Source organism: Fibrobacter sp. UWS1, from assembly GCF_002300445.1.
GTDB classification, from domain to species: Bacteria; Fibrobacterota; Fibrobacteria; order Fibrobacterales; family Fibrobacteraceae; genus Hallerella; species Hallerella intestinalis.
On record NZ_NSGW01000001.1, the window covers coordinates 1035780 to 1059955 of the forward strand.

Genomic DNA, 24176 nt, shown 5'->3' on the forward strand with positions numbered 1-24176 from the left:
TTTCAAAAAACGCAAGTCCTCATTTTCCTCAAGTGCCAAAAATTCTATAAACAACTGGGCATGCCCCGCCTTCGGCGGGCCGGGCTGTATTGCTCTAGGCGGCAAGCGCAACAAGAACGCAGAGCTACAGCCGCCAAGAGCAACGGAGCCGCGCTCGCGCGTCTCCGCCCGTCCGGGTCACCATCCCTCATGCAAGGAACGCATTGCGTTCCTGTCCAAACGGGGTTTTAGGGGGACACCCCTAGGCGAAGGGGTAGTGAGCAGCGTAGCGCGAGCGAGGGGAAGGCCTTCCCCACCCAGCCAAGTGCTTTTATTCAATACTTTCGATATCGGACGGCACTTCAGGGCGCATGACCATCAGCACGGCGTTTTGCGAAATGATGACGTAGTGTTCTCCGTCAATTTCGATTTCATGGCTGTTGGCGTGCAGGTAAAGAGCTTCATCGCCTTCTTTGACTTGAAGCGGCACGTAATTCACATCGCTGGAATCGCTGCGGAAAAGCTCATCGACGTCATGGCTCGCCGGAATCGGATAGCCCGGCCCTACCCGCACGACAAGCCCCGTATGAACGCTGTCGTGTTCCTTGACGCTGGGAGGCAAGTAAAGCCCGCTTCCCGTCTTATTGGACGATTCGATGGGTTTGATAAGGATTCGGTCGCCGATGACTACGACATTCTTTAATGGATTAAGCATGGGCAAATCTTTCGCTAAAGGCTATTCCCAGCCTTCTTCCGACGAGTTTTCATTTTCCGCAGAGTTTTCGCCAGAAACAGCATCCGCTTCCGCAGAAGAATCCGCCGGGGCCTTCTCGACAGCCTTGGGCTGCGCTTTCTGAACAACCGGGGTTTTCGCCTTTTCCGCTTCAGCAGCTGGAACCACTTTGGTTTTGGGCGGTTCTGAAAGCGGGAATTTGCCGACATGATTATGGACAATCCGTGGCGTTACAAAAATGACCAGGTCGTTCTTTGTGACCTTTTTCTGGGTGTATTTGAAAAGATTGCCGAGAACCGGAATGTCCATCAAGAACGGAATGCCGGATTCGGTTTCCTGATGTTCGTTCCGGGTAAGGCCGCCGATAACCACAGTTTCCCCGTCGCCGACGACCACCTTGGTTTCCGCTTCCTGCTTGCTGATGACGACCTGTCCCATATCATCGTAACGATAAGAGTTGTTCTGCGGATGCAAATCGAGCATAATCCGATTGTCCCCCGACACGTGCGGAGTGACGACCAGCTTGATGCCGGTTTCCACCATTTTGGTCGAAGATTCGCCGTCATCGTCAATCACCCGAATCGAAATCTCGTCGCCCATAAAAATCTGCGCTTCTACATTATCCAGTGTCGAAATCTGCGGGGTTGCAAGCACTTCGGTCGAAGCATCCGAAAGGATATTCGCAATGGCGACTTGTACATTGTTATCTAGCACACTCGCCGAAATAGCGGTCGTAGCATTGGAAACGCTCGGCGAGATACCGTTTTTGGGGAAAGAATTGATAGCCATACTCGTGCGAGAAGCACCCGCCACGTTTCCTGTCGGCGTTCCGGCAGTTCCCGGAGTCAAAGCGGTCGTTCCCATTTTCGCGGTCCAGTCCACGCCGAGTTCACGAGCCAAATCGCTGGACACGACCACCAATTTTGCCGTAATCATGATTTGCAGGGTTTCCACATCCAATTCTTCCAAAGCGTTTTCCATTTGCGAAATGCTTTTTTCCGTGTCGTAAACAATAATCGAATTCGTGCGTTCCACGGTTGTAATTTTTCCGCGATTCGTTTTCATCGTTTCCAAGACTTTCACCAGTTCGGCGGCTTTGGCGTGTTCAATCTGGAAATTTTTACGTACCAGCGGCGCATTGTTTTCTTCGGCAAGCAATTTGTCCGCAATTTTCTTCTGCTTTTCTTGATAGGCAGAGGAACGCTGCACGTAGATGTAGTTGTCTTCGATGGTCCATGTCAAATCATACGTGTCGCAAATCAATTTCAGCACATCTTGCCAAGACTTCTTTGTGACCTGAAGGCGAGTGATTTTTCCGGAAACATCGGGAGCGAGCACAATGTCTATTCCCGAGGTCGCCGAAATGGAATGGAACGCCGTCGCAAAATTCATATCGACGAATTTGAAATCATATAGCTTGTTGTTTGGCGCGGATTCCTGCGCAAAGGCGGAAACAAGGCTGAACACCAACAAGGCAATCAGTGAAAAACGAGCGATCTTATTCATTTGGCATTACTCCCATATTGATCGGGCAGGCTCATGGAATATCTACGACTTACCCCAAATTCTTGCAATAAAAACAGCACATCGGTCTGCGTGATTTTCAAAACCTTGCCGTTCAAAATGCGGTCTCCTTCTTTGACCGTGTAAGAGACATTCGGATTTTTGGCATCCACAAGAATCGCCATCGGAACATCCGATTCCCAGATGATGCCGACTAGCTCCACCTGATCGATGTTGATGCCCTCTTCCATCAGGCCTTTGATTTCCACAAAAGGATCCCGGCGGCCAAACGAACTATAAGAAACCCGTTCTTCAATAGGATGGTCAAAACGCACCGAGTTGGAATCCAGCGTTCCGCCCTGCTCCATCGCCATCTGCTTCAAACGCTCGGACTGGACCGCGGAAAGTTCATCTGGGAAAGAAACCGCCCGACGATTGATGTAGCCGACCTTAGAACCGAGGCGCACCTTATGATAGAGTCCATTCAATTCGATATCTTCCAAGCGGGCACCAAATTCCAGCGTTTCCAGAATCTGGGCATTTTCTTCGGGAGTCGCGAGGAAGGGAGCCGATTCGGCAACGACAATCAAATTGCGAGAAACGGGACGAAGTCCAAACGATTGAGCGACGCTGACAATTTTCTTTTTCTCCGTGTCCATCTCTTTGGAAAATTCCGCAAAAGATTCCGTTTTTTGAGAAGGATTTACCCATTTACGCACATACACGCCTTCCGGTTTTGCCTGGTAGCATACAAAACCGTCCACTTTGCTAGCGCTGGAAATCTGGAAAATCAAAGAACCCTTGTAAACGAGAATCATCGGATGCACATTTTTTTGCAGCTGGATGCGAAGCCCCGATGAAACCCAAGTGACCGACTTGACGATATTGCTCGTCGTCACATTGAATAGCGGCGTTTTTTTAGGGCCAGGAACAGAAACATAGACAATCGAAGATTTATCCGGTCCTTTGACCATCGAAAGCTGGATTTCTTCCTGCGTGGTGATGCGGAACTGTTCGATTCCTTCGCCTTGGATGCCGGTCATTTCCCGGACGCCTTCGATCAATGCGGAAACCACCTTTTTATTTGCCAATTCCTTGACTTCCTGAATACTATCCAAACGAGCTTGCTTGATGCTGTCGGCCTTCGCTTTTTTCGCGGCGGCGATGCTGTCCTGCTTCGCCTTTTGCGCTTTCAATGCCGCTTCTTTCGCCTGTTTCGCGCTGTCGGCTTTGGCCTTTTTCGCGGCGGCGATGCTGTCCTGCTTCGCCTTTTGCGCTTTCAACGCCGCTTCTTTCGCCTGCTTCACGCTGTCGGCTTTGGCCTTTTTCGCTGCAGCAAGGCTGTCCTGCTTCGCCTTTTGTGCTTTCAATGCCGCTTCTTTCGCCTGCTTCACGCTGTCGGCTTTGGCCTTTTTCGCGGCAGCAAGGCTGTCCTGCTTCGCCTTTTGTGCTTTCAATGCCGCTTCTTTCGCCTGCTTCACGCTGTCGGCTTTGGCCTTTTTCGCGGCGGCGACGCTGTCCGATTTAACTTGCTTCAGACTATCAGCTTTCTGCTTTTTGTCTTTTTCCGATAATTTTGCCTTTTCCGCATTCAAGTTCACGGAATCCTTTTTAGCCTGAGCCGCCAATTTTTTCAACGACCAGGAAGCTTCCTTTGTTTTGGGAAGAGAAATGACAAAAATTTTTCCCTTGGACAAACTGACCGGGTTTTTATCGCTGCGAATCGCCGAACCGACGGCAAATTCAAATTGCAACAGAGGCACTTTAAAAGAATTGTCGGTAAACACGCGGACGCTGCGAATCCCTTCTGCCGAAGTGCTCACGGGAAGCGAAACTTCGCCCGAAAACACCCTGGTGTCCGAAAATCCAACAACAAGAGTTTGTTTTTTGGCATCGTACTTTTGGAAAAAATCCGGCAGGTTTTTCGCCGAAGCAAACTGGAAAGAAAGCGAACAATCCTTTGCGCCGCAAGAATAGTCCACGCTCTTGATTTCTGCCGCAAACGCAGAAACCGTCAAAAACGAGAGAAGGAGCATCAACATTTTCATTGGGCAACCTTCTTAGATGTATAGGTGGTCAAATTGAATGAAACCGAAATGGTAATCGGAGTCCAGCCGTGCGATTCCGCCTTTTCAATTTCTTGCTTGATTCCAGAGTAACGGCTGATTTTCAAATCGTTAATCGCCGTCGGGTAATTGAAATTGGCAATTTCCGCAAACAGATAACCCAGCATATGATAACCCGAATTGACTGTTACCGAATAGCGATGTTCTACGAAAAATTCCTTTTCAGTTTTCCCACTCGGGCTGAACTTTTGAATCTGGACACCGGCGCTGCGCAAAACCGCATAGAGGTCCTGCAAGCGCAGTGGTACTTTTTCATCTTCCGGGAACATTTCCTTTAATCGGACAAATTCATTTTCTGCGGCCACCAAATCGGCTTCCAATTTGGCAACACGTCCGCGCTGCACATTGATTTTTGAAAGTTCCGCTTCCGCTTTTTTGAGTTCGCCTTCCAGACGCTGCTGTTCCAGGGTAAACGGTTCCCACATATAAGTGTAAACAAAATAACCGCAGGCAAGAATCATCAGCGCAACGACCACCGCATATATTGTCTTTTTGTCTTTCCAATTGATGGATTGCATTATTTTGCCCCTCCCTCTAAACCGAGGTCGGCCTTGATTTCGGCTTTGATGACAAAGCTATAGGCTTCTTCTCCATCGATTTTCGTTGTCGCAATATCGACAAGAGTTACGGAATTGATGCTCACTTGCTTTTCCAATTTCACCATATATTCCGCGACTTCCGAAAAGTCATATGTCGTTCCCCGAAGTTCCATATCCAGCGGGGAAATCTGATTCAGCGAAACTAGCCACATATTGGGCGGCATCATGGAAGAAATGTTTTCAAACAAAATCACCCAGCGTTTTTTGCTGACCTGAATGGATTTCAATCCATTGTTTTTTTGCGCAATCACTTGAAGTTTAGAATCCAGAGCGGTGATCTTATCCAAAATCGGACGCTGCTTTTCCACTTCCGCGCGGGTAGAGTCCAATTGGCTCTGCAAAGATTGCGTCGTTTCCGCAATATACGTCTGGAACATAAACACGCTGACCAGCGCCACCAACAACGCTATTGTCGGCCATACGACACGCCTATCAACTATCCACGAAAGATCCACCTTCATTTTCCGGTCTTCAACCGGCAGAAGGTTAATTTCTACGCAAAGCCGTTTCTGTTTTCCCTTGGCAGCCATTAAAACTTCCTCAATGCAAGTCCCAACGCGGGAGTATAGATACTGGCCAAAGCGACAGACAATCCCGATTCCCCCACAGCGGCCGGATCAAATTCCATATTCATGAACGGATTCAATATGCAGCAGTCCAAAGACAATTTTTGTTTCAAGAAATCGCAAATGCCGGGTAAATTGGCTCCGCCGCCGCACAGCAAAAGCCGGACAGGCTTTTCACCCGATTCGCTGCTGGAAAAATAACGGATCCCGAATTCCACGGAATTGACCAATTCTTCAAACGCCAACTGGAGCGCGGATTCCACTTCTGCGACAGAACGGTCTTTGACCATTGTCAAATCGTTCTTTTCAAACATTTCATGGCACGTTGCTGCATCGATTCCCAAATGACGGGAAAGCGTTGCGACGACTGAATTTACCGATCCGGCGGTCAAGGTTCGGACGGAGTGAAATTCCCCTTTATGGAGAAATGTCAGCGTGGATTTTTTCTCGCCGATGTCCAGCAAGGCGACCGTTTCTGCCAGACGATCTTCTGGAGTCGTCGCTACATAGGCATTCGCAATGCAAAAGACATCCACGTCGATAGCCGTCAGCTTATAGCCCGCCGACGAAAACAGCTTGGAATAATCCGCCAGAATTTTATTCTTCGCCGCAACGACCAACGATTTGATTTCCCCCTTCTCGCCCCGTTCCATCACCTGATAGTCCAGCATGATGTCCTGGTCGTCAAAAGGCGGTTTGGCCTGGGCGGTTTGCACGACAATCGCATCCTCGTTTCCGTTCTTGGGCACTTTCGCAACACTCTTGTCCGCAAGAACCCCGGCGGTCCAACCAATGGATGCGACCAAATCGTCTTTGGACATTTCCGGGAAATTGCGCATCATCAAGCGCACGAGCGCTTCCCGAATCTTCGCTTCATCCTGAATTTCATTATCCACAAAAGCGCCTTCCGGCGTCGGTTCCATGTCCATAGCCAAGACGCAATAATTCTTGCGCTTGTGATGAACACAGACGGTTTTGATACTATAGTGGCCGATGTCAACGCCTATCGTTTGACGTTCGCCACGGATTTTAGCGATAAGATCTAATGCCAAAGTAAAACCTCTACCCAAAAATGGGGTCTATACAATTCTACTTTTCCAAATCTAGAATGTCAATAGAAATTTTCATAACTGCTTGAAAAAACAACGACTTAGAGGCATCTTTTTCAAAAGGCCACCTCTAAAAGTGACTTTGGTGAAATGGATCGACAAGCGGTTGCTGAGCCAGTCGAAGCACACCAACCATAGTTCAGCAACCGGTCCCTGAGCCAGCCGAAGGGCGATCCTTGAGTTTTGGTTAGTGAGCTTGCCGAACTAATCGAAGGGAGCCAGGAACGATTTTTTGAAAATGAATTTTTAGAGGCGGTCAAAAATCAATCCCGATTTTGAGTTCTTCTGACCTTAAAAATATACTGCAAAACCCGTTCCTGCGTTTCTCCAAATTCACCGATAAACGAAGCACTATGGTCCACGCGTCCGTTTTTTTCGTTGGGAATCCCGTTATGGAGCTGACGCAATATCCGGATTTGAAGATTCTCTTCCCCAAAACCCGGCAAAGCAAAACGGATACGCACCAGGGCCTTTTCCGGAATGGCTACGGGAAGAGACAAAAGAATACCGCCCGCCGAAAGATCGACTAAAAAGCCCTCCTGCGTCGCCCCGTCATATTCCACGTGAACTGGGAAAAAAACCGACTGTCGAATCCAGCGACGGAGCTGCTCTTTGTGCAAATGGATGGAATGCTCCAAAAGAAGCGAATCTCGATTTACGCCGAGCACCCGCACTTTGGTCTGGTAAACCGCCTCTCCAGGAATATTCAGCCGAACGACAATTTTTTTGCCCACGGGAATTTCCGAAGAGACATCGGCTGCGCGAACGCCCCAATAGACTTCATTCAAACAATTGATTTGCGTATGCACAGAATGCTCCCGGCCGTTTTCCAACAAAACCAGAGAAACATCTTTACCTACGGCAAATTGCCGCGTCGAAGTGTAGGAATACTTTCCCGCAGAATCCAAATGTCCCAACTTGGAACGCAGCTTCGAAATCAGGTCTCTATCGCCAGGCGAGATGTTTTCCGCCCCTCGGTTTAATTTATATACGAAATCGACGGCTTCTTCAAAAAGAATGGGCGAATTGAGAACGGCGTCCTTGTTCGAAAAATCGGATTGCCGAACCAGACGTTCCAGCATCATCCGCTCTTCGCTATTCAAATCCAGCAAGTCGGATTTTTTTTCAAAAGCTTCGGTGGCAAACATTTTGCCAACTTCCCGGCGGTGATTGCTGCGGCTGATTTCTACCAGAACGACCAAGATTAAAAACAAGGTCGCCACCAGAAAAATCCATCCGAGAATTTCCATCGGGACAAACGGCAAAGCCTACCCCCAGAGACCCGCAATATAGGAACCGATAATTTTTCCTGAAAGTTTTTGTCCGAGGAACGGAGAATTTTCTACGCCACCCGCAAAAGTTTTCGAAGAAACTTCCGTTTCGCCCGACGGATCGAACAAAACCGCATCAGCCCGCTTTCCCGAAGCAAGTTCCACTTTGGATGCACAAGCGATTTCTGCGGGCTTTTGCGAAAGCAACTCTACGGCACGAGCTTTGCCCACGCGCTCCGACAAGAGCTTCCAAATAGCGGGGAGAGCCACTTCCAACGAGACTGCGCCTGGAATCGCCGCTTCAAAATTGACTTCCTTGTCTTCCCTGTGTACAGGAAAGTGATTGATGCTGATGGCCGAGATGGAACCGTCGGCAAGCCCACTCCATAAGGCGTCTCGGTCAGCGGACGAACGCACCGGCGGATGCAGGTTCAAACTCGTCTGGAGCGAAAGCAAATCCTCGTCGCAAAACAGAAGATGCAGAAGATTCACATCGCAAGTAACGTCCACTCCCAAATCTCGATAGCGCCGAATCAAATCGAGCGCAGAACGGGACGTCACCTGTTTAATATGCAACGGAACGCCCAGCCAGCGGGACATTTCCAAGAGGGAAAACAGCGGAATGGTCTCCGCCTGCTCGGGAACGCCTTTCATCCCGATCATATCCGAGAAATTGCCTTCATTCACAAAACCGCCGTGCGCAAGCGAATAGTCGTAAGGCAAAAAGAAAAAGCGTTTTCCCGTCATCGCGCCGTATTCCAAGCAAAGGCGCAAGAAACGCATCGTTCCAAAAGCCCTGTTGCCATCGCCAAATCCCACAACGCCACCATCGGCAAGTTCCCGCATTTCGGCAAGGGCTTTCGCTTCATATCCCTGGCTTATCGCTCCAAGGATGCGCATGTCAAATCCGGAGCCGTCCAGTGCCGCTTTTTCGGCGACCAGACGCTGGATTCCGTCAATCGGATTCGCCGCGCTTTCGTAAAGTCCACCGTAAAAACCGCCTCGGCGCATCGCCCGAAAACCGTCCCGATAAGTGTAAATATCATCACGGGCAGGTTCCTGAAAATCCAATCCCAGAGCGAATAACGCCGGAAGCAGAAGTGCGCCGTTGCCTTCGATTTCGGGAGTGCCTTCGGGAGCGGAATCCGCCCACACGCCATTCACCAAGCAAACCGTTGTCACATCGGCAAAGGCTCCGTCCACAAAGGGACGCACGTTTTTCAAAATCACATTATTCATTAGCATGGCCTCCCGACAGGAGATAAAGTGCCGACATCCGAACGGCAACGCCGTTTGTCACCTGTTCCAAAATTACAGAGTGCTCTCCATCCGCGACTTCGGAATCCAATTCCACCCCCCGATTGATAGGTCCGGGATGCATGATAAGCGCAGAGGATTTCGCTTGTTCCAAAACTTCTTCTGTAACGCCGAAATAATTGCGATATTCCCGCATACTGGGAAGAAGGGAATCTTCCATCCGTTCCTTTTGCAAACGCAAAGCGATAATGGCGTCGGCTCCGGCAACGGCTTTTTTTACATCGGTTTCCCAATTCACTTGCGGGAAATCCGCCCGATACCGAGGAAGAAGAGTGCTGGGTCCGCAAAGAGTGACCGAAGCTCCCAACGTCGTCATGCCCCAGGAATCCGACCGGGCAACGCGGCTGTGACGAATATCGCCAACGATCGCAATGCGTTTTCCCTTGAGCGTTCCCAACTTCTGCTCCACCGTAAACATATCCAGAAGAGCCTGAGTCGGGTGTTCATGAGCGCCATCGCCAGCATTCAGCACAATCGCTTTCGTGTGATCCGCCAAAAATTTGGGAACTCCCGTCCCCTTGTGCCGAACGACAACGACATCGATTTTCATGGATTCGATATTTTTGAGGGTGTCCAGCAACGTCTCGCCTTTTTTGACGCTGGAATTGGAACTCGAAAAATTCACGATGTCCGCAGAAAGGCGTTTTTCCGCCAGTTCAAAGCTTGTCCGCGTCCGAGTGCTGTTTTCAAAAAACAGATTCACGATGGTCACGCCCCGAAGAGAGGGCACTTTTTTAACCGGCCGTTCCAGCAGTTGGCGAAATTCGACGGCGGTATCCAAAATCGCGCGAATATCCTTTTCGCTGACGCCCTGAAGCCCTAAAAGATGACGGATAGAAAGAGAAGAGGTCATACATTCTCCACTTGAACTAAATACACCGCCGTTTCCGAATCCAGCGGTTCGACACAAACCCGAACTTCTTCATTCGCCAGAGTTTTCACCGAAACTCCGATGACGTCGGCTGCAATCGGCAACTCCCTATGCCCGCGATCGACAAGCACGCAAAAACGGATGGATGCCGGACGCCCCATATCGAGAATAGCCTGAATGGCAGCCCGAGCCGAGCGTCCTGTATAAAGGACATCATCGACCAGAATCACCGTTTTGCCCTCTACGGATGACGGCATCTCCGTAATGCGCATTTCCGTAACAGCCAGTGGCTTGCGATAATGAAAATCATCCCGATAAAAGGTGGCGTCCAAACTGCCGCAGGGAATTTCCACTTTATAACGCTCCGAAAGGCGCTTTGCCAATTTTTTTGCCAAGGGAATTCCTCGACTCGCCATACCAAGAACCAGGACATTGTCTTTAGCGGGAATCATTTCCGAAACGGACGAAGCCATTCGGTCCAAAGCCGTTTCCATCGACTGGGCATCCAAGAGCTGGCGGATCCGTTTGCAAGTATCTTTCACTACGGTCTCCTTTTTGATGTTCTTTCCAAAAAGAAAATGTAGTTTTTATCCCAAGACAAAACTCAATTGGAGATTCCAAATATGTTCAATCAGCTAGACATGCCACAAAGCGGCGAAACCATCGCCATCATCCAGACAAACCAGGGAGAAATGCGCGCACGGCTGTTCCCGGAAATCGTCGGCGAATGCGCCACCAACTTTGTGGAACTCGCCAAGCAGGGCAAATACGACGGAGCACCGTTCCATCGCATCATCAAAGGATTTATGATTCAGGGCGGTGATTTCAACCGCAAGAACGGCACAGGCGGCCATGCGGCCAAAGGTCCAGGATCAACCATCGGCGACAAATACGATTCCAGACTTTCCCACGTCCGCGGCGCATTGAGCTGGGCCAAAACGATGATGCCCCATTCCATCGGTAGCCAGTTCTTTATCGTCCACCCGGCAGAAGGAACCCATTTTTTGGATCACCCAGCAAACGGCGGCCCCGCAGAAGGCTATTCCGTATTCGGACAGCTTTTTGAAGGTTTCGACGTTCTGGACAAGATCGCCGAAGCGCGCACCGACAGAAACGACCGCCCCTACGAAGACGTGATTATTGAAAAAGTGACGATTGAAACCGCTCCCTAATCACATTTTCAAAAAATAATCGACTTCCCCCTTGACAGGGGGAGTTTTTTTTTCTCAATTTGGGACACTCGAACGGGGTTATAGCTCAGTTTGGTAGAGCACAACGCTGGCAGCGTTGGGGTCAGGAGTTCGAATCTCCTTAGCTCCATAAAAGACCGGTTTATCCGGTCTTTTTTTTGCTTTTCAAGGAGATGAGAACTCCTGACAAGGGATTTTGGAGTTCGACGGAACGCGCGACCTAGGGAAGCGCGTGACGAGCGCAACGCAAAGTGTTGCGTCCCGAAGGGAGGCGCGAATAGCGCACCATCTCCTTAGCTCCATAAAAGACCGGTTTATCCGGTCTTTTTTTTGCTTAAAAAGCTCCGAAATAGAAGATCCTGTTCTGCAAATTCATTTTCTTTCAACTAAAAAACGCCGACAATTGCCGACGTTTTGTTTCTGAAAAGTCAAAAAAACTACGCTTCTTTTTTGCAGCAAGCACCTTCTTTGCAGCAGCACTTGTTGCAATTGAGGAACTTATAAATCAGACCACCGAGAACGCCGCCGAGAATCGGAGCAACCCAGAAGAGCCAAAGCTGCTTGATGGCAACGCCGCCAACAAAAACCGCAACCGCCGTCGAACGAGCCGGGTTCACAGAAGTGTTCGTCACCGGGATGCTAATAAGGTGAATCAACGTCAAGCAAAGCCCGATAGCAATCGGGGCGAATCCTGCCGGCGCGCGACTGTCGGTCGCACCCATGATGACAAACAGGAAAATCGCCGTCATAACGACTTCCGTCGCAAAAGCCGTTCCCATTCCAAAAGCCTTTCCGCCAAAGGCATTCAGACCTTGAGCGTTCAAAGCGTCGGACCAGCCGTTTGTCGCAAACGCTCCAATGCCTGCGCTCACATCCGGACAGGCAATGCCGAAAAGAATCGCCGCAGCGACAATGCCACCGATGACCTGCGCCACAATATAAGCCGGAGCCTCTTTACCGGGGAAACGTCCGCCAGCAACAAGTCCGAGAGTCACCGCCGGATTCAAGTGGCAACCGGAGATGTGTCCAATGGCAAATGCCATCGTGAGAACGGTAAGACCAAACGCCAGCGAAACGCCGACATAGCCGATTCCCGTATTCGGAACGCCACAAGCAAGAACGGCCGCACCGCAACCGCCAAGAACAAGCCAAAGAGTGCCAATCGCTTCAGCGATAGATCTTTTCATTAAAGACATAATGATTCCTTGTTAAAGTTAGTGCCTCATATATAGTTTATATTGCGCCCGAGCAAACCCCAAAATGTTTTGTGAAGTGATGAAGACGACATCACAAATGTCCAATTCAAACGACGCGTTCCTTCAAAACTAGCCTGCAAAAAAATCCTGTCGGGAAACAGGATTTTCTAAATCAAAATAGCATGTAAGGGACTCGAACCCTTGTTACCGGCGTGAGAGGCCAGCGTCCTGGACCACTAGACGAACATGCCAAAAAAAGCAGAAACAATTTAGCAAAATTCTTTGAAGCTGTAAATGTTCGCTCAAGAAAAAAGCAAAAAGAAAATCCGAACCGAATAGGTCCGGATAGCATTCTTGATTTTTTAGGAGTCTTTAAAGAATCGTTCCAGAATCTTTGCAAGTACCATACTTTCCAATCCGATAAATCTGGATGGAATTGGAATAGGAATTATAAATTAAACCGCATTCGCTTGGCGAATAATCCGTATAATCGCAGTTCACTTTTGTTTCGTCATTCGTGTACTTGATGTGCATCGCCGTAACTTTCGTTAATGCGCTAGATCTAGTCAAAGATGTTGTCGCATACTTGGAACGGGTTAAGCTAGAGAAAGGAATATCGATGGTCTTAGGAGTAGAACTAGAAACAGCGGGATAATAGTACGCAAAATCTCCGTCACCAATCGCAGGGAAGGCTATTTCAAAAGACTTGCTGGATTGATAAGTAATACAAATCCCGGTCCAGTCCGAAAGATCCACGCTCGCACCTTCTCCATCGGGCGACCAATTAAATCCAAAACCAGCGTAAGGATACGGATCCGGAGCGTTATAATAATACTCTCCATCATATTCGAGATGCCAGCCGGTATATTTCAGCGTAATGGACAAATCCAAATTGGAGGAAGAGAAAACGCCGATTGCGGTAGATGCGCCGTCATCCCCGGAATCCAAATACTTGAACCACCAACCGGAACTATCTCCGGTCACTTTATTGCTATCCAAGAAATTGTATTCATCTACCGTATTGAAAAACGTCCGAATCCGAGATGCATAAGAAGGTTCCCAAATAATGCCATCTTTAAAAGTCACCACCTTTTCCGTGGAAGCCGAAGAGGAGGCAAGAGAAGAACTTGAAGAAACGACAATTCCAGAATTTGCAGAAGAAGAGATGCCTGATTCAGAATTTATAGAGGAACTCGAAGAAACTCCGGCACCAGAATTTACAGAGGACGAAGAAACTTTGCCATTGTCGGTTTCTGCAACACCGCTGATTTTCCAAACATATTCTGCACTGCTAAAATCATACGGATCCTTAATATCCAACACGCAACCATAAATTGAATTATCTTTTTCCGCATAATAAGACGACTTTTCCCCAGATAATATCAATTCTTCGGTACATTTTGGAGCATTTTTAATATCGTCAATTACCGGATACCAAGTGGTATAAGTCCCGCTCGTAGCTTTATAGGATGCACAAATATAGTCCAAATTTTCAGTTGTAACAAAAATCCGATACCCAAGAATATTATTATCGCAATCAATCTCCTTCAAATCAGAAAGCTTGGCAACATCCGTCGGCAAAGAAGAGCTGCTGCTTTCTATAGGGGAATCGCCAACGGAACTGCTGGACAATTTGACTCCCTCGTTCTCCGCATCACAAACGGCATTTTGAGCGGCGTAAATATCTTCCAAAGAACCCGCCAAACCGACCGTCTGAATTATAGTGCATTTCCCATTTTCATAGCTCGCTTTAAAACCGTCCACAGAACCGCTGGCATCGCAGACCGCCTTCGCAGTCGCATCATCTTCCATCGCCGAAAAATCACTAACCGTTGTGATGGACACCATATCACCGTTGGCGTCAAACATATAAATCATCGTGGAAGACACGCCTTCGACAGATTGTTTGACTGTGACCGAATTCGAAGTCTTTGAAACGGAACAAACGTCTTCTTGAGGCGAGGTCGCGGAGCTACTACTAGAATCTCCTCCGCAACCAAACACGGCAAAACACGCCGCGCAAGCAAAAAAAGTTCTTGATAAAGGATTTAATACATTGTACATATTCAACATATTGTTTTTCTCGCGAAAGTTAAACAAAATTTCATCAGCTTCGTGTTTTTTCTGTAATTTTTTATTTGCATTGTACACAAAAGCACTCAGCAAACCCCGCTCTGCCTCATTAAGCTCTTCAGCCCTATTTCACAGAGGCTCTCAGGAAATTCTTTTTAAATGCATCCGCATATAATTCCCCACAAAAAAGCTCCTTGAAAAAGGAGCTTGAGAGGAGTACAAATTTTCCCGAAATTTTATTATTCGCGGTAATAAAGATCCAGATTGTTTTCGATATTGGCCGCTTTTTCCAGATTCTGCACGTAGGTATTAAAGAGCATCGCATAGCCAAAACGCCAAGTATTCGCCAGATCTTCGGTCAACGCCGCTTTGAAAGCCACTGTGTCCGGCAAAGTGCGGGAAAGAATTTTCACCATGGCCGCACCATCATTGGTGACGACAGGTTCGCCCCATTCGCCCACTTTCTGTTTGGAAAGCACCCGGAACAAGGTCGGGTTGGAATAGCCGATTCCCGGCACAAAGCCGTCAAAGGACACTGTCGTTTTTTCCATCGTCACTTTTTCAATGCTGGAATCCGCTTTTGCTGTTCCCGTCGCCGAATCCGTTTCCAAAGTTACCGCCTTGATTTTTTCCTTGACAGAGTTCAAGTGGCTTTTGGCGGCATCTTTCGCTTCGCCCAGGGCAAGCTGATTCTTAATTTGTTCGTAATACGGAGCCACGTTGCGGGAACCGGCAGTCAAAGTTTGGAGACGAGTTGCCACCAGAGCAAACTGGCTGTTTTTCAATGCGCCGGAAACTTTTCCTTCGGCAAGATCCGGACGTTCCTTATTTACAAAGGCAAACGGGGCAAGTCCGCCGACAAAACCGATTTCCGAAATGTTGTCACCGCGTCCAAGCCAAGCGGTTTCACGAACGGGAACCTGCCGAGCCTTGGCCGCCTCTTCAAACGAAGAATCCCGTTCTTCGACGGCACTTTTAATGGAAAGAAGAATCTGTTCCAAACTGTCGATCGTTTCCGGGGAAGCTGTCACCGAGAAGAGAATGTGGGCCGCCTTGACTTTTTCCGTACCATCCGCTTCCTTTTTCTTGCCCAGACTCTGGATGATGTGATAGCCGAACTTCGTGCGAACCGGTTCCGAAATCGCCCCGGAATCCAAAGCAAATGCGACGTCTTCAAATTCCTTGACCCAAGTGCCGCGAGCGGTGTAATCCCCGAGAAGGCCTCCGTTCGCCGCCGTTCCTATATCTTCGCTGGAAATTTTTGCCATGTCTTCAAAGCTGGTCGCCGAGCTGGAATCTTTCAACTGGTAATAAACGGTCATCGCATACTTGCGAATTTCTTCTTCGTCCTTTTCGGTCGGAGCAATCGGCAAATAGGCATAAGCCAAGCGGACCTGGTCGTTTTCCACAAAGAAGCTGTCCGAATGGGCGTTAAAGTAGGCGGAAACTTTCAAGCTGTCCACGGACGCCGGATCGACCTTGAAATCCGCGGTGGACGCATAAGCCACTTCGAGTTCCTGCGAAGCGAGGCGATTATTCACATTCCACTGGGACTCCAAGCTCGTCGGATGGGCATTCGCCGTCACAAAAATCTGGAGCTGGTGCAGCGGAATCGTCATCGTCGAAAGTTCCTGTTCGTAGCTCTGCATATTCAGCCACTCGTAAGCGGCCGGCGTTTCCAGCCAGGCATCATAAGCGGCCTTGTCAAAAGCCGTGTCCAAAAGGAATTGCGGCAAAGTCTGGATAAAAGCCTGAACATTCTGGGCGGCTTCCTGTTCATTTGCCGAGCCGGCTTGAATGGCATAAATCCGCTGTTGCGCTTCTTCACCAACCATACGGCGAACGGCATCCGGATTATTCCGCAGTTCATTTTTCATTTCGACAACGGAAGCGGAAAGGGCGTTCTCGTTGAACTGCACCTTGAGGAGTTCCTGCTGAACGAAAGTCTGGAAGACGGAATTGCGAAGCTGCACGCGCTGTTCATCGCTTATATTCTGACCGCGATAATTGATTTCGGTGATGCGGTTCACCCGATTATTGAATTCCGCATAAGGAATTTCCACCCCGTCCACCCGACCAATCGGATACTGGCGGGACAGTTCCGGAGTCCGGTCCATAGCAAGAAGACCAAGAGCAATACCTACAGCAAAAATGGCTATGACCCATTTCGCGTTTTCGTTAATCCATGTCAGCATAAAGGAAACTCCATTTCCATTTGATTTGCCGCAAATGTAGTAAATCGAAAAAGAAAAGCGAACGACTTCGCCAAGATATATCTGTCAGATTTGCCTTTTCATTCTTTCTGAAATGCCGAAAATGCAAAAGGAAAAAACAGGAGCGTATCCGAAAATATAGCCGATTAGCACTTTTTTTGCTATTATAGAGCCGCCTAAAAAATCTCTACCGAGAGGCTACAGTGTACGATATATTGATCCTCGGAGCCGGCATTTCCGGTTTAAGCGCGGCCCTTAAAGCTGCAGAACATGGCCATTCCGTTTTAATTCTGACCAAGGGACCCAAACCGGACGGTTCATCCAATTATGCCCAGGGCGGCATCTGCTCCGTGACAGCTCCAAACGATTCTTTTAAAATACACGAAGAGGACACCTGTGAAGCGGGTGCGGGCCTTTGCAAAAAGAAAGCGGTTAAAATTCTGGTGGAAAACGGTCCCAAAACCATCGAGCAGCTGGTCAAATGGGGAGTGCAATTCACCCCGGCAGAACCCAACGATTCCAACATCCGCTTCGATTTGCACTTAGAAGGCGGGCACAGCTTCCGCCGCATTCTGCACGCCGCCGACTTGACGGGCAAAGAAATCATGCGGGCGCTCATCGCCAAGCTCCACGAATTTCCCAATATCACCTTTTTGGAAAACGCCCTTGTCGCCGATCTGGTTTTGGACAAAGAAAAGAAAAGGGTTTGCGGAGCAAAAATCATCCATCAAAAAACGGGAGAGACCGAAGCGATTTTTGCCAAGGTCACTCTGATGGCAACCGGAGGAGCGGGACGGCTTTGGCAGCACACCATCGACCCGCCTGATGCCTGCGGAGACGGCATCGCCATTGCAGCACGCGCGGGAGCCGCCATTCAAGATGTGGAATTTATGCAATTCCACCCGACTTCCCTCTATGCGCCGAGCCTCAAAAAATCCTTCCTGATTTCAGAAGCGGTCCGCGGTTTTGGCGGCATTCTAAAAAACAAGGACGGCAAAGAATTTATGGACGGCGTTCATCCGCTGCGCTCGCTTGCTCCCCGCGACATCGTTGCTCGCGCCATCCACCGGGAAATGAACCGAACCGGCGAACCCTGCATGTTTTTGGACGTTACCGCCCACAACCCCAAAGACATCAAAACGCACTTTCCGCACATCTATGCCAAATGCCTTTCCGTGGGAATCGACATGACAAAGCAATGGATTCCCGTCGTCCCGGCGGCGCATTATATGTGTGGCGGCGTCCTCGTCGATACCTGGTCCCGAACCAAACTCGAAGGCTTCTACGCTTCGGGCGAAGTGGCGGCGACCGGCGTTCATGGAGCAAACCGACTCGCCTCGAATTCCCTTTTGGAAAGCGTCGTTTTCGCACTCCGAGCCGTTGAAAGCATCGAAAAATCGGGCATTCTCAAAAAATCCTTCCGAGCGCCCAAAGTCCCCTCTGAAAAAGTCCTTGTCAAAGGCGGCGACATCTGGAATAAGCGCAAACTGGAAGCCAAAAAGCTCATGTGGAAAAAATGCGGCATTGTCCGCTCCGTAGCAGAGCTTAAATCGGGGCTGGAAGAGCTGCGCAAATACAACCGCGAAGTGGAAGAAGAAATGAAAAAGGATTCGCCCAAAACCATAGCGCTCCTGGAATTTCGCAATGCGGTGGAAAGCAGCATCCTCATCGTTAAAAGCGCACTCGCTCGCAAAGAATCTCGAGGACTGCAATCTATTTTGGATTACCCGAAAACTTCCTCCAAAATCGTGCATCACACGACTCGGCTCAAGTACCCGCTAGAAGAAAATTAAGGGGATTATATACAATCCCCTGCTAAACACTCGCGATTCCATTTTTTTCAAAATGGAATCTTTTTTCGCGAGGGAAACTCAGTTTTCAGTTCCGACTCCCAACTTTCAACAGGTCCCGTCAGCGATTCAGCCACGGGAAGATATTATCCCGCAATTCGATTTCGTTCAACAAAGATTCATCTTGAAATACGCCCTGAAAAAGGGACAGCAATTTCATAAAGTCCCGCTCGTGTTCGGCAAGGCGATTTTTTGCATAGCCGCCAGCGGAATTGTTGTGAATCATGAACGCCCAGTCCGACGCCTGGAAAAGTACAAGCTCCCTTTCCATTTGTGCCAGAATCCGTTTTTGCAACGGCGATTTCGGGTTCGTTTTCTTTGCGCTCTGAAAAAGCGAGAACATTTTGAAAAACTTGGGATAAATAAATTCCACTTGCGGATTCACCCACACCGAAGCAAATCCATTCTCTCCCCACGAAGAAAAAATCGGGTTATGCGGCACGGCATCGTCCGGATCATTTCGCATTCCATCGACCGAAGCGAGCTGTAAAATCCGAGACGAAGCTGCCCATTCAAAAACCGATTCGATAAACTGGGGACCTTCAAACCACCAGTGTCCAAAAAGTTCCGCATCGTAGGGGCAAAGGACGCAAGGCGAATGCGACGGCATCTGCGGAGCGAGTTCCGCCATCTGCGCTTCCCGATTGGCGACAAAAAGCCGAGCGTGCTCACGAGCGAGATTCATCGCCTGCCACGGGCGATACACCGACTTCTGTTCGCCTCCGGTTATCCGATAATATTTGAATCCCGTATCGATGGGCGTATCTTTTGCCATGAAATAAGCACCGAGATATTGAGAATCCAATTCCTGCGCAATATCCCTGTAAAATTCGCGATAGTCCGGGTGTCCCGGATAGCCGCGCTGGCGACTCCACACTTCCACGGAACTCGACTGTTCCCGACCCAAAGCCAAAAGCCCCGCCGGGGTCCTCACCGGGGCAAAAACGCCGAATCGGGGCGGCGGATCGGCAAGAAGAATGCCGTGGGTTTCCATAAAGAAAAATTCAAAGCCTTCTTTGGCGAGATAGCCATCCAAGCCGTCGAAATAACCGCACTCAGGCAACCAGACTCCCCGAGGGCGCCGACCAAAGGCGCGCTGGAAAGCTTCCACCGTCAATTTCAACTGCATCCGGATGCTTTCCGGTTCCGCCTGGTATGCAGGCAAAAATGGATGCGTTCCCACGCAAGTCAAAAGCGAAAGCTTCCCCCGTTTTTCCAGCCTTAAAAATTCCGCAAGAATATCCCGATGCAAACGCTCTTCCCACAATTCAGCAAGTTCCATCATGCGAGAGGCGTAAAACTGGGCGACCTGAAGTTTTTCGTAATCATCAGCAAGCCGATGGAGTTCTTTTTTCGCCAGCTCCTGCAATTTTTGCAAATGCACGGAATAGCGATTCAACAAAAGAGGATCCGAAAGCATGGCAAGGAGCGTCGGCGAAACGCTCAAATTTATCGTTCCGGGAATGCCTTTTTCCGCAAGACGAGACAACGTTTGCACCAAAGGAAGATAGGTCTCGGTCAAAGCTTCAAAAAGCCAGTTTTCTTCTAGAAAACGATCATAACTCGGATTGCGTACAAACGGCAAGTGCGCATGCAGCAACAGGAAAAGCTTGCCATTGCAGTCGGTTATCAAAATCGCTCCGGCTTATTCGGTTCTTTTCACAACAACAGGAACAATCGTCGTCGGGAAATCGCCATCCTTGTCCGTCGCAAACACAGGAATTATCTGCGTGGAATCCGGCAAATCCTGTTCAAAGGAGAATGTGCCGTCGGGATTCAGCGGGAACGGTTCACCGCGGACTTGCAAGTGGGCGTCCGGACGGGTTCCGCCATAAACGATCAGACGGGTTTTGACCCAAAGGAAGAAATCCTTGCCGTAATTGACGGAATCCGGAGAGGGTTGCAACTGCTGCGCCAAAGCTCCGCTCGAAAGAATGCCGCCGCTCGAAAGCGAACCCGAAAAGAACGATTCCGAAGAACTCGCCAAATGTTCCAACCAGGAAGCCACGGTCTGACTGGAGAGTCCTGAGCTGCCGAAGCCGCCGATTCCCGCACCACCAAGGGAAGCCTTGAAAAAGACGCTGTCGGAATTCTTGGCGGAATTTTTCACCGTTTCATAGCTGAAAACTTGCATGGCAGGGGCCTTAACCAAAGGTTTGAATTCTCCCTTGGGCGATTTGGTCCCCAATTCCGCGCGGAACGAAACGGATTCGCGATTCTGCACGTACCAGCTTTTGGCGTCAGACGGAACTTCGATGTCCTGAAATTTGCGATTCTTGTTTTTACGGACAGTCAAATCCTTGGAAACATCGTAAAGGCGCAAGACCAGCGTGCCTTTGCCCTGAAGAGCTTTGTCGAGACGTTCTTTTTTCACGTCCCAAAAGGCGTGCATAAAATTGGGATCCCGCTGCATCAAAACCAGATATTCCGGAGAGAGTTCCGTGGCGGCCTTGACAGGAATCGCTTTTTCCTCCGGCTTTTTCTTTGCCGCCGATTTTGCCACCTTTGAGGCTTCTGCCTTGACGACTTTGCTTGCAGACTTTTCGGTGGTTTCCTTTTTGGCGGCGGCTTTGGACACGGATTTTTCAACCGCTTCTATCTTGGCGGCCACTTTAGATACGGATTTTTCGACTTTTTCCGTAGCCTGGGCCACTTTAGCCGAGATCGTCTTCTTGACAGACGCCGATTTTTCTTCGGCATTCTTCACCACCGACTTTTTCATCTTTTGGAATTTGGACGCCACATTAGCCTTGGCCTTGCGCGGAGCCGATTTGAGTTCTTCGACCTTGGATTCCACTTTCTGCGAAATCGATTTCAGTTTTTCCACTTTGGTCTTAGCGGAAGCCTTTTTCTTTGAGTCCATATCAACTCTCCTTTAATGCAATCAATGCACCGTTTTCGGTTTATTACCCCAATTGCCTACACCGGTTAAACCGATTGCAATTCCAATAAACTTTTCGTCCCAAACCGTGTCGTCGTCCGACTGACGCAAGCCTCCCTGGACAGCGATATCGATTTTTGTGCTTCGCCGACCAAGGGGGAACCCGACACCGAGCGAGCCTCCAAATTCCTTGACATCAGCAATGTAATAATTTCTAAACCATCCGCCAAACCGAAAATCCATCCTTTGCAGATATTTCTTGAAATAATCCGAAGATCCCGAGCGTTCATAGCCCGCCCCAACCAAAAACTCCGTCTGTGTCGAAGTGGAATCTTCCAAATTCCAGCCACCGGCGATGTTCCGAATGTCCATATCCCAACCGCGGAGCATAAAGTCCAACATAATATGGTGCCGTTTTTTGAATCGGTAAGCGATACCTGTCGCTAGCGTGGGCGGGACGTCAATATCCCGGCGAAGTTTTGTCGGCACGAGAGTGTCCACCTGGCTAAACTGCAAATCGTAATCCAAAGTATTTCTCAAGGTGTAACCCGTCGTATAGGAGAAATAGTAGGAAGCGCGACGCCCCTTGTAAAACACGGCACCCGTATAGTAAGCGGGATGGTCTTTAATTTTCCACGAACCATCCGCCGATTCCGTCAGCTCCGCATCGTTTGTCGCCCAGCTGTCTTCAGCGGGAACCTGGCTGTTGTCTGCGCCAAGAGTCAATTTACGGGAAACGGAGCCCATCACAAAATGAGCGGCAAAACCGAGGGAAATCTTCCGAAAGAACGGCATCCGAACCGCATAAGCAGGAACTATCTCGTAAATGTTGCCCTTGTATTCAATTTTGGCAAGGCTGGTGTTCTTGGGATCGTCCACCTCTTCGTCCAGATTCGACGTGTATTTTTGAGAAAGCGAAAGCGACACGGCACCGAATTTGTGCATGGCAAACAAGAACGAGAGCGAAGGGATTTCCAGCGTAGAAGAGGCATAGGAGTTTCCGCCCCGAGAGGCGACATTTTCTTCAAAAACCATGGACGCATTGAAAGAAGTATTCTCTTCAAAAGCGATGGACGCCGGGTTCCATTCGACATAGCCGCTCAAAGCTTTTGCGCCGCCCGAATAGCCCCTGCCGAGCGTTATCGCCGAAGCGCCTTCGGTAGGTTTTCCAAGAGCTTCCAAACCCAGCATCGAAGCCGCATGCACACTCAATGCCAACAGAAAAATCCATAAAGGGATGCTGCGTTTCATTCGTCGTCCCCCCGCTTCGTCGCCAACCAGATTTTAAGGCTAGCAGGCTGCCGAATATAATCCGAAAAATCGTAACGCGAATAGGTATAATAATCCATGAAAATGGTCACCGAATCGCCGGCATCCGTAATGTGGTCGTAATAGAGAGTGTCATAAGGTGCCAGCATGGAATATCCCAAGCGCAGAACCACTTGCATTTTCGCGCCTTTTCCCGCCCGATTGATAAACGAGCGCATTCCCTGCGTCAGCTGCAACGCCAGAGTGTCGCCGTCCATAAAGACCAGGTTCGGATGACCTTCTTTGGCGACAAGTTTTTGGTTCAGCTTGTAAATTTCGGAAGCCTGTTTGTCCGTTCCGTTGGAATCGACAAAAGTCGCCGCGACCACCTGAACGGGAAAGCCTAATTCCGAGCCCTCCTTCGAAGAGCTGCGGGGCATTTTCAGTTGGGCAAGCACAACCGCCTGTCGCACATCGTTGCTGTCGCCTTCCGTGTAAGGGAACTCGTCGCCATAAAAATCGCTCAACGCCGAAAGAATTTTTTCACTGGGAATTTCGACCAGCAAGGATTCGAGCACGCCGCCATGCAAGACCACGCAATCCGAGCAGGTTTCCGCCGATGAACTGGCAATCGCCGCTCGGAATGCCCAAATGTTCTTGTATGTATCCCGAGAAATGGTGTCTCCCCCGACAACGCTAGTTTCCGAATAAGCCTTGATACGCAAAAACGGAACGACTTCCGAACCCGGTCCAGTAAAGCGATACAGGCGTTTGTTTCCCGACAACGAAACTTTCAACTGCAAGCGGGCCGCATCCGAAACCTGGGTCAGCGATTCATAAAATGCACTGGGCAAATCAATCCGCACCGCCGAGCTCAAAGAAGAGATCTTCAGTTCAAAGGTCGTATCGGCGGAATCCGCCCCCACAAAAGATTCCCGCAATTGGGAACGCCAAACCGAATCTTTGACTTTACCGACGCTATCCACAAAGGACGCACCCGTTCCAGTTTCCAAAATCCAGGAAAGCTTGACTTGCACGGACTCCTTCAAAGGAAGAGAATCCTTGTAACCCGCCTGCACATAAAATCCCGAATCCGGATAAAGCGCCAGAAACGCCGACCGAAACTCTTCGGCACTGTCCGCCCTGAAACGCGCAAAAAAACTCCGGTCGCGAAAACCAAAGTCCAAAATCCATTCGTGCTTCATCCCGTTGATTTCGCCGGCAACGCCCTGATAATAATTGATGCGAGGCGTGCTGTCGAAACCGACCGAATAGGAATCTAAAGAGATGTCGTCTATTTCAACGGTCTGCACCAGATAATTGGAAGGAAATCCCTGATCGTCAAGCCAGGCCACTAGAGAATCCCCGTCGGAATCAAAAATGCAAGACGCTAAAAGCAGCATCGGCAAGACAGCAAACAACAATAGCGATTTGAATTTCTTCACGGAAAC

19 protein-coding genes and 2 tRNA genes are annotated in these 24176 nt (G+C 49.4%); 3 read left to right on the plus strand and 18 right to left on the minus strand.

Annotated elements, in window-relative coordinates; all coding sequences use genetic code 11:
* Positions 1-310 precede the first annotated feature (310 nt).
* From BGX14_RS04230 to pyrR, 10 genes are all read right to left on the minus strand, one after another.
* The gene (locus tag BGX14_RS04230; RefSeq protein ID WP_078775349.1) at positions 311-694 is read right to left on the minus strand and encodes a co-chaperone GroES family protein; all 384 of its coding nucleotides are present in this window, start codon (positions 692-694) and stop codon (positions 311-313) included.
* 21 nt (positions 695-715) lie between these two features.
* Entirely contained in the window at positions 716-2218 is a 1503-nt protein-coding gene (locus BGX14_RS04235; protein ID WP_073303850.1) for a secretin N-terminal domain-containing protein, read from the minus strand.
* Positions 2215-4263, minus strand: coding sequence for a hypothetical protein (locus BGX14_RS04240; protein WP_095879160.1), 2049 nt, complete (start codon positions 4261-4263; stop codon positions 2215-2217). The genes BGX14_RS04235 and BGX14_RS04240 overlap by 4 nt, the downstream gene beginning before the upstream one ends.
* Positions 4260-4859 carry a type 4a pilus biogenesis protein PilO gene (locus tag BGX14_RS04245; protein WP_073303844.1) on the minus strand — a complete coding sequence of 200 codons (600 nt, stop codon included), beginning with the start codon at positions 4857-4859 and terminating at the stop codon, positions 4260-4262. Before BGX14_RS04245 ends, BGX14_RS04240 begins: the two co-directional genes overlap by 4 nt.
* Positions 4859-5470, minus strand: coding sequence for a PilN domain-containing protein (locus BGX14_RS04250; RefSeq protein ID WP_073303841.1), 612 nt, complete (start codon positions 5468-5470; stop codon positions 4859-4861). Before BGX14_RS04250 ends, BGX14_RS04245 begins: the two co-directional genes overlap by 1 nt.
* Positions 5470-6558 (minus strand): type IV pilus assembly protein PilM, encoded by a 1089-nt coding sequence (gene pilM, locus BGX14_RS04255; protein ID WP_158223231.1) that lies wholly within the window; start codon positions 6556-6558, stop codon positions 5470-5472. Before pilM ends, BGX14_RS04250 begins: the two co-directional genes overlap by 1 nt.
* Positions 6559-6878: 320 nt before the next feature.
* Positions 6879-7865, minus strand: a complete 987-nt coding sequence (locus tag BGX14_RS04260; protein WP_095879162.1) for a PilZ domain-containing protein — start codon at positions 7863-7865, stop codon at positions 6879-6881.
* A gap of 18 nt (positions 7866-7883) precedes the next feature.
* Positions 7884-9125: a dihydroorotase gene (locus tag BGX14_RS04265; protein ID WP_233126404.1), complete on the minus strand. Its 1242-nt coding sequence runs from the start codon at positions 9123-9125 to the stop codon at positions 7884-7886.
* Entirely contained in the window at positions 9118-10056 is a 939-nt protein-coding gene (locus tag BGX14_RS04270) for an aspartate carbamoyltransferase catalytic subunit (protein WP_073303916.1), read from the minus strand. Before BGX14_RS04270 ends, BGX14_RS04265 begins: the two co-directional genes overlap by 8 nt.
* Complete coding sequence (gene pyrR / locus BGX14_RS04275) at positions 10053-10616, minus strand: bifunctional pyr operon transcriptional regulator/uracil phosphoribosyltransferase PyrR (RefSeq protein ID WP_073303831.1); 564 nt, start codon at positions 10614-10616, stop codon at positions 10053-10055. Before pyrR ends, BGX14_RS04270 begins: the two co-directional genes overlap by 4 nt.
* An 81-nt stretch (positions 10617-10697) precedes the next feature.
* Between pyrR and BGX14_RS04280 the strand changes: the two genes are divergently transcribed.
* Together BGX14_RS04280 and BGX14_RS04285 are read left to right on the plus strand one after the other, a co-directional pair.
* On the plus strand, positions 10698-11246 hold the full coding sequence (locus BGX14_RS04280; protein ID WP_095879164.1) for a peptidylprolyl isomerase: 549 nt from the start codon (positions 10698-10700) through the stop codon (positions 11244-11246).
* A 74-nt stretch (positions 11247-11320) separates the two neighbouring features.
* Positions 11321-11394: transfer RNA gene (locus BGX14_RS04285), tRNA-Ala, on the plus strand.
* 307 nt (positions 11395-11701) lie between these two features.
* Here the strand turns inward: BGX14_RS04285 and aqpZ are convergent.
* The 4 genes from aqpZ to BGX14_RS04305 all read right to left on the minus strand — a co-directional run bounded on the left by aqpZ (position 11702) and on the right by BGX14_RS04305 (position 16728).
* On the minus strand, positions 11702-12460 hold the full coding sequence (gene aqpZ, locus BGX14_RS04290) for an aquaporin Z (RefSeq protein ID WP_073303824.1): 759 nt from the start codon (positions 12458-12460) through the stop codon (positions 11702-11704).
* Between the two features lie 178 nt (positions 12461-12638).
* Positions 12639-12711: transfer RNA gene (locus tag BGX14_RS04295), tRNA-Glu, on the minus strand.
* Positions 12712-12832: 121 nt separating this feature from the next.
* A complete protein-coding gene (locus BGX14_RS04300) occupies positions 12833-14338 on the minus strand; it encodes a hypothetical protein (RefSeq protein ID WP_143394126.1) in 1506 nt (501 codons plus the stop codon).
* Positions 14339-14772: 434 nt separating this feature from the next.
* Positions 14773-16728: a peptidylprolyl isomerase gene (locus BGX14_RS04305; protein ID WP_095879166.1), complete on the minus strand. Its 1956-nt coding sequence runs from the start codon at positions 16726-16728 to the stop codon at positions 14773-14775.
* A gap of 221 nt (positions 16729-16949) precedes the next feature.
* Between BGX14_RS04305 and nadB the strand changes: the two genes are divergently transcribed.
* Entirely contained in the window at positions 16950-18539 is a 1590-nt protein-coding gene (nadB, locus tag BGX14_RS04310; protein WP_073303814.1) for an L-aspartate oxidase, read from the plus strand.
* A 118-nt stretch (positions 18540-18657) separates the two neighbouring features.
* Here nadB and BGX14_RS04315 read toward each other — a convergent pair whose 3' ends face one another.
* From BGX14_RS04315 to BGX14_RS04330, 4 genes are read right to left on the minus strand one after another with little or no spacing between them, the layout of a single operon-like run.
* The gene (locus BGX14_RS04315) at positions 18658-20229 is read right to left on the minus strand and encodes a glycoside hydrolase family 57 protein (protein WP_233126405.1); all 1572 of its coding nucleotides are present in this window, start codon (positions 20227-20229) and stop codon (positions 18658-18660) included.
* Positions 20230-20241: 12 nt separating this feature from the next.
* Entirely contained in the window at positions 20242-21459 is a 1218-nt protein-coding gene (locus tag BGX14_RS04320; RefSeq protein ID WP_073303811.1) for a DUF4912 domain-containing protein, read from the minus strand.
* Positions 21460-21480: 21 nt separating this feature from the next.
* Positions 21481-22728, minus strand: a complete 1248-nt coding sequence (locus tag BGX14_RS04325) for a hypothetical protein (RefSeq protein WP_073303808.1) — start codon at positions 22726-22728, stop codon at positions 21481-21483.
* Entirely contained in the window at positions 22725-24170 is a 1446-nt protein-coding gene (locus BGX14_RS04330; RefSeq protein ID WP_143394127.1) for a hypothetical protein, read from the minus strand. The genes BGX14_RS04325 and BGX14_RS04330 overlap by 4 nt, the downstream gene beginning before the upstream one ends.
* Positions 24171-24176 lie beyond the last annotated feature (6 nt).

Coding starts and splice junctions, on each gene's coding strand:
- BGX14_RS04230 (WP_078775349.1), bottom strand. CDS start 694: ATGCTTAATCCATTAAAGAATGTCGTAGTCATCGGCGACCGAATCCTT.
- BGX14_RS04235 (WP_073303850.1), bottom strand. CDS start 2,218: ATGAATAAGATCGCTCGTTTTTCACTGATTGCCTTGTTGGTGTTCAGC.
- BGX14_RS04240 (WP_095879160.1), bottom strand. CDS start 4,263: ATGAAAATGTTGATGCTCCTTCTCTCGTTTTTGACGGTTTCTGCGTTT.
- BGX14_RS04245 (WP_073303844.1), bottom strand. CDS start 4,859: ATGCAATCCATCAATTGGAAAGACAAAAAGACAATATATGCGGTGGTC.
- BGX14_RS04250 (WP_073303841.1), bottom strand. CDS start 5,470: ATGGCTGCCAAGGGAAAACAGAAACGGCTTTGCGTAGAAATTAACCTT.
- BGX14_RS04260 (WP_095879162.1), bottom strand. CDS start 7,865: ATGGAAATTCTCGGATGGATTTTTCTGGTGGCGACCTTGTTTTTAATC.
- BGX14_RS04265 (WP_233126404.1), bottom strand. CDS start 9,125: ATGAATAATGTGATTTTGAAAAACGTGCGTCCCTTTGTGGACGGAGCC.
- BGX14_RS04270 (WP_073303916.1), bottom strand. CDS start 10,056: ATGACCTCTTCTCTTTCTATCCGTCATCTTTTAGGGCTTCAGGGCGTC.
- BGX14_RS04280 (WP_095879164.1), top strand. CDS start 10,698: ATGTTCAATCAGCTAGACATGCCACAAAGCGGCGAAACCATCGCCATC.
- aqpZ (WP_073303824.1), bottom strand. CDS start 12,460: ATGTCTTTAATGAAAAGATCTATCGCTGAAGCGATTGGCACTCTTTGG.
- BGX14_RS04300 (WP_143394126.1), bottom strand. CDS start 14,338: ATGATTTATATGTTTGACGCCAACGGTGATATGGTGTCCATCACAACG.
- BGX14_RS04305 (WP_095879166.1), bottom strand. CDS start 16,728: ATGCTGACATGGATTAACGAAAACGCGAAATGGGTCATAGCCATTTTT.
- BGX14_RS04320 (WP_073303811.1), bottom strand. CDS start 21,459: ATGGACTCAAAGAAAAAGGCTTCCGCTAAGACCAAAGTGGAAAAACTG.
- BGX14_RS04325 (WP_073303808.1), bottom strand. CDS start 22,728: ATGAAACGCAGCATCCCTTTATGGATTTTTCTGTTGGCATTGAGTGTG.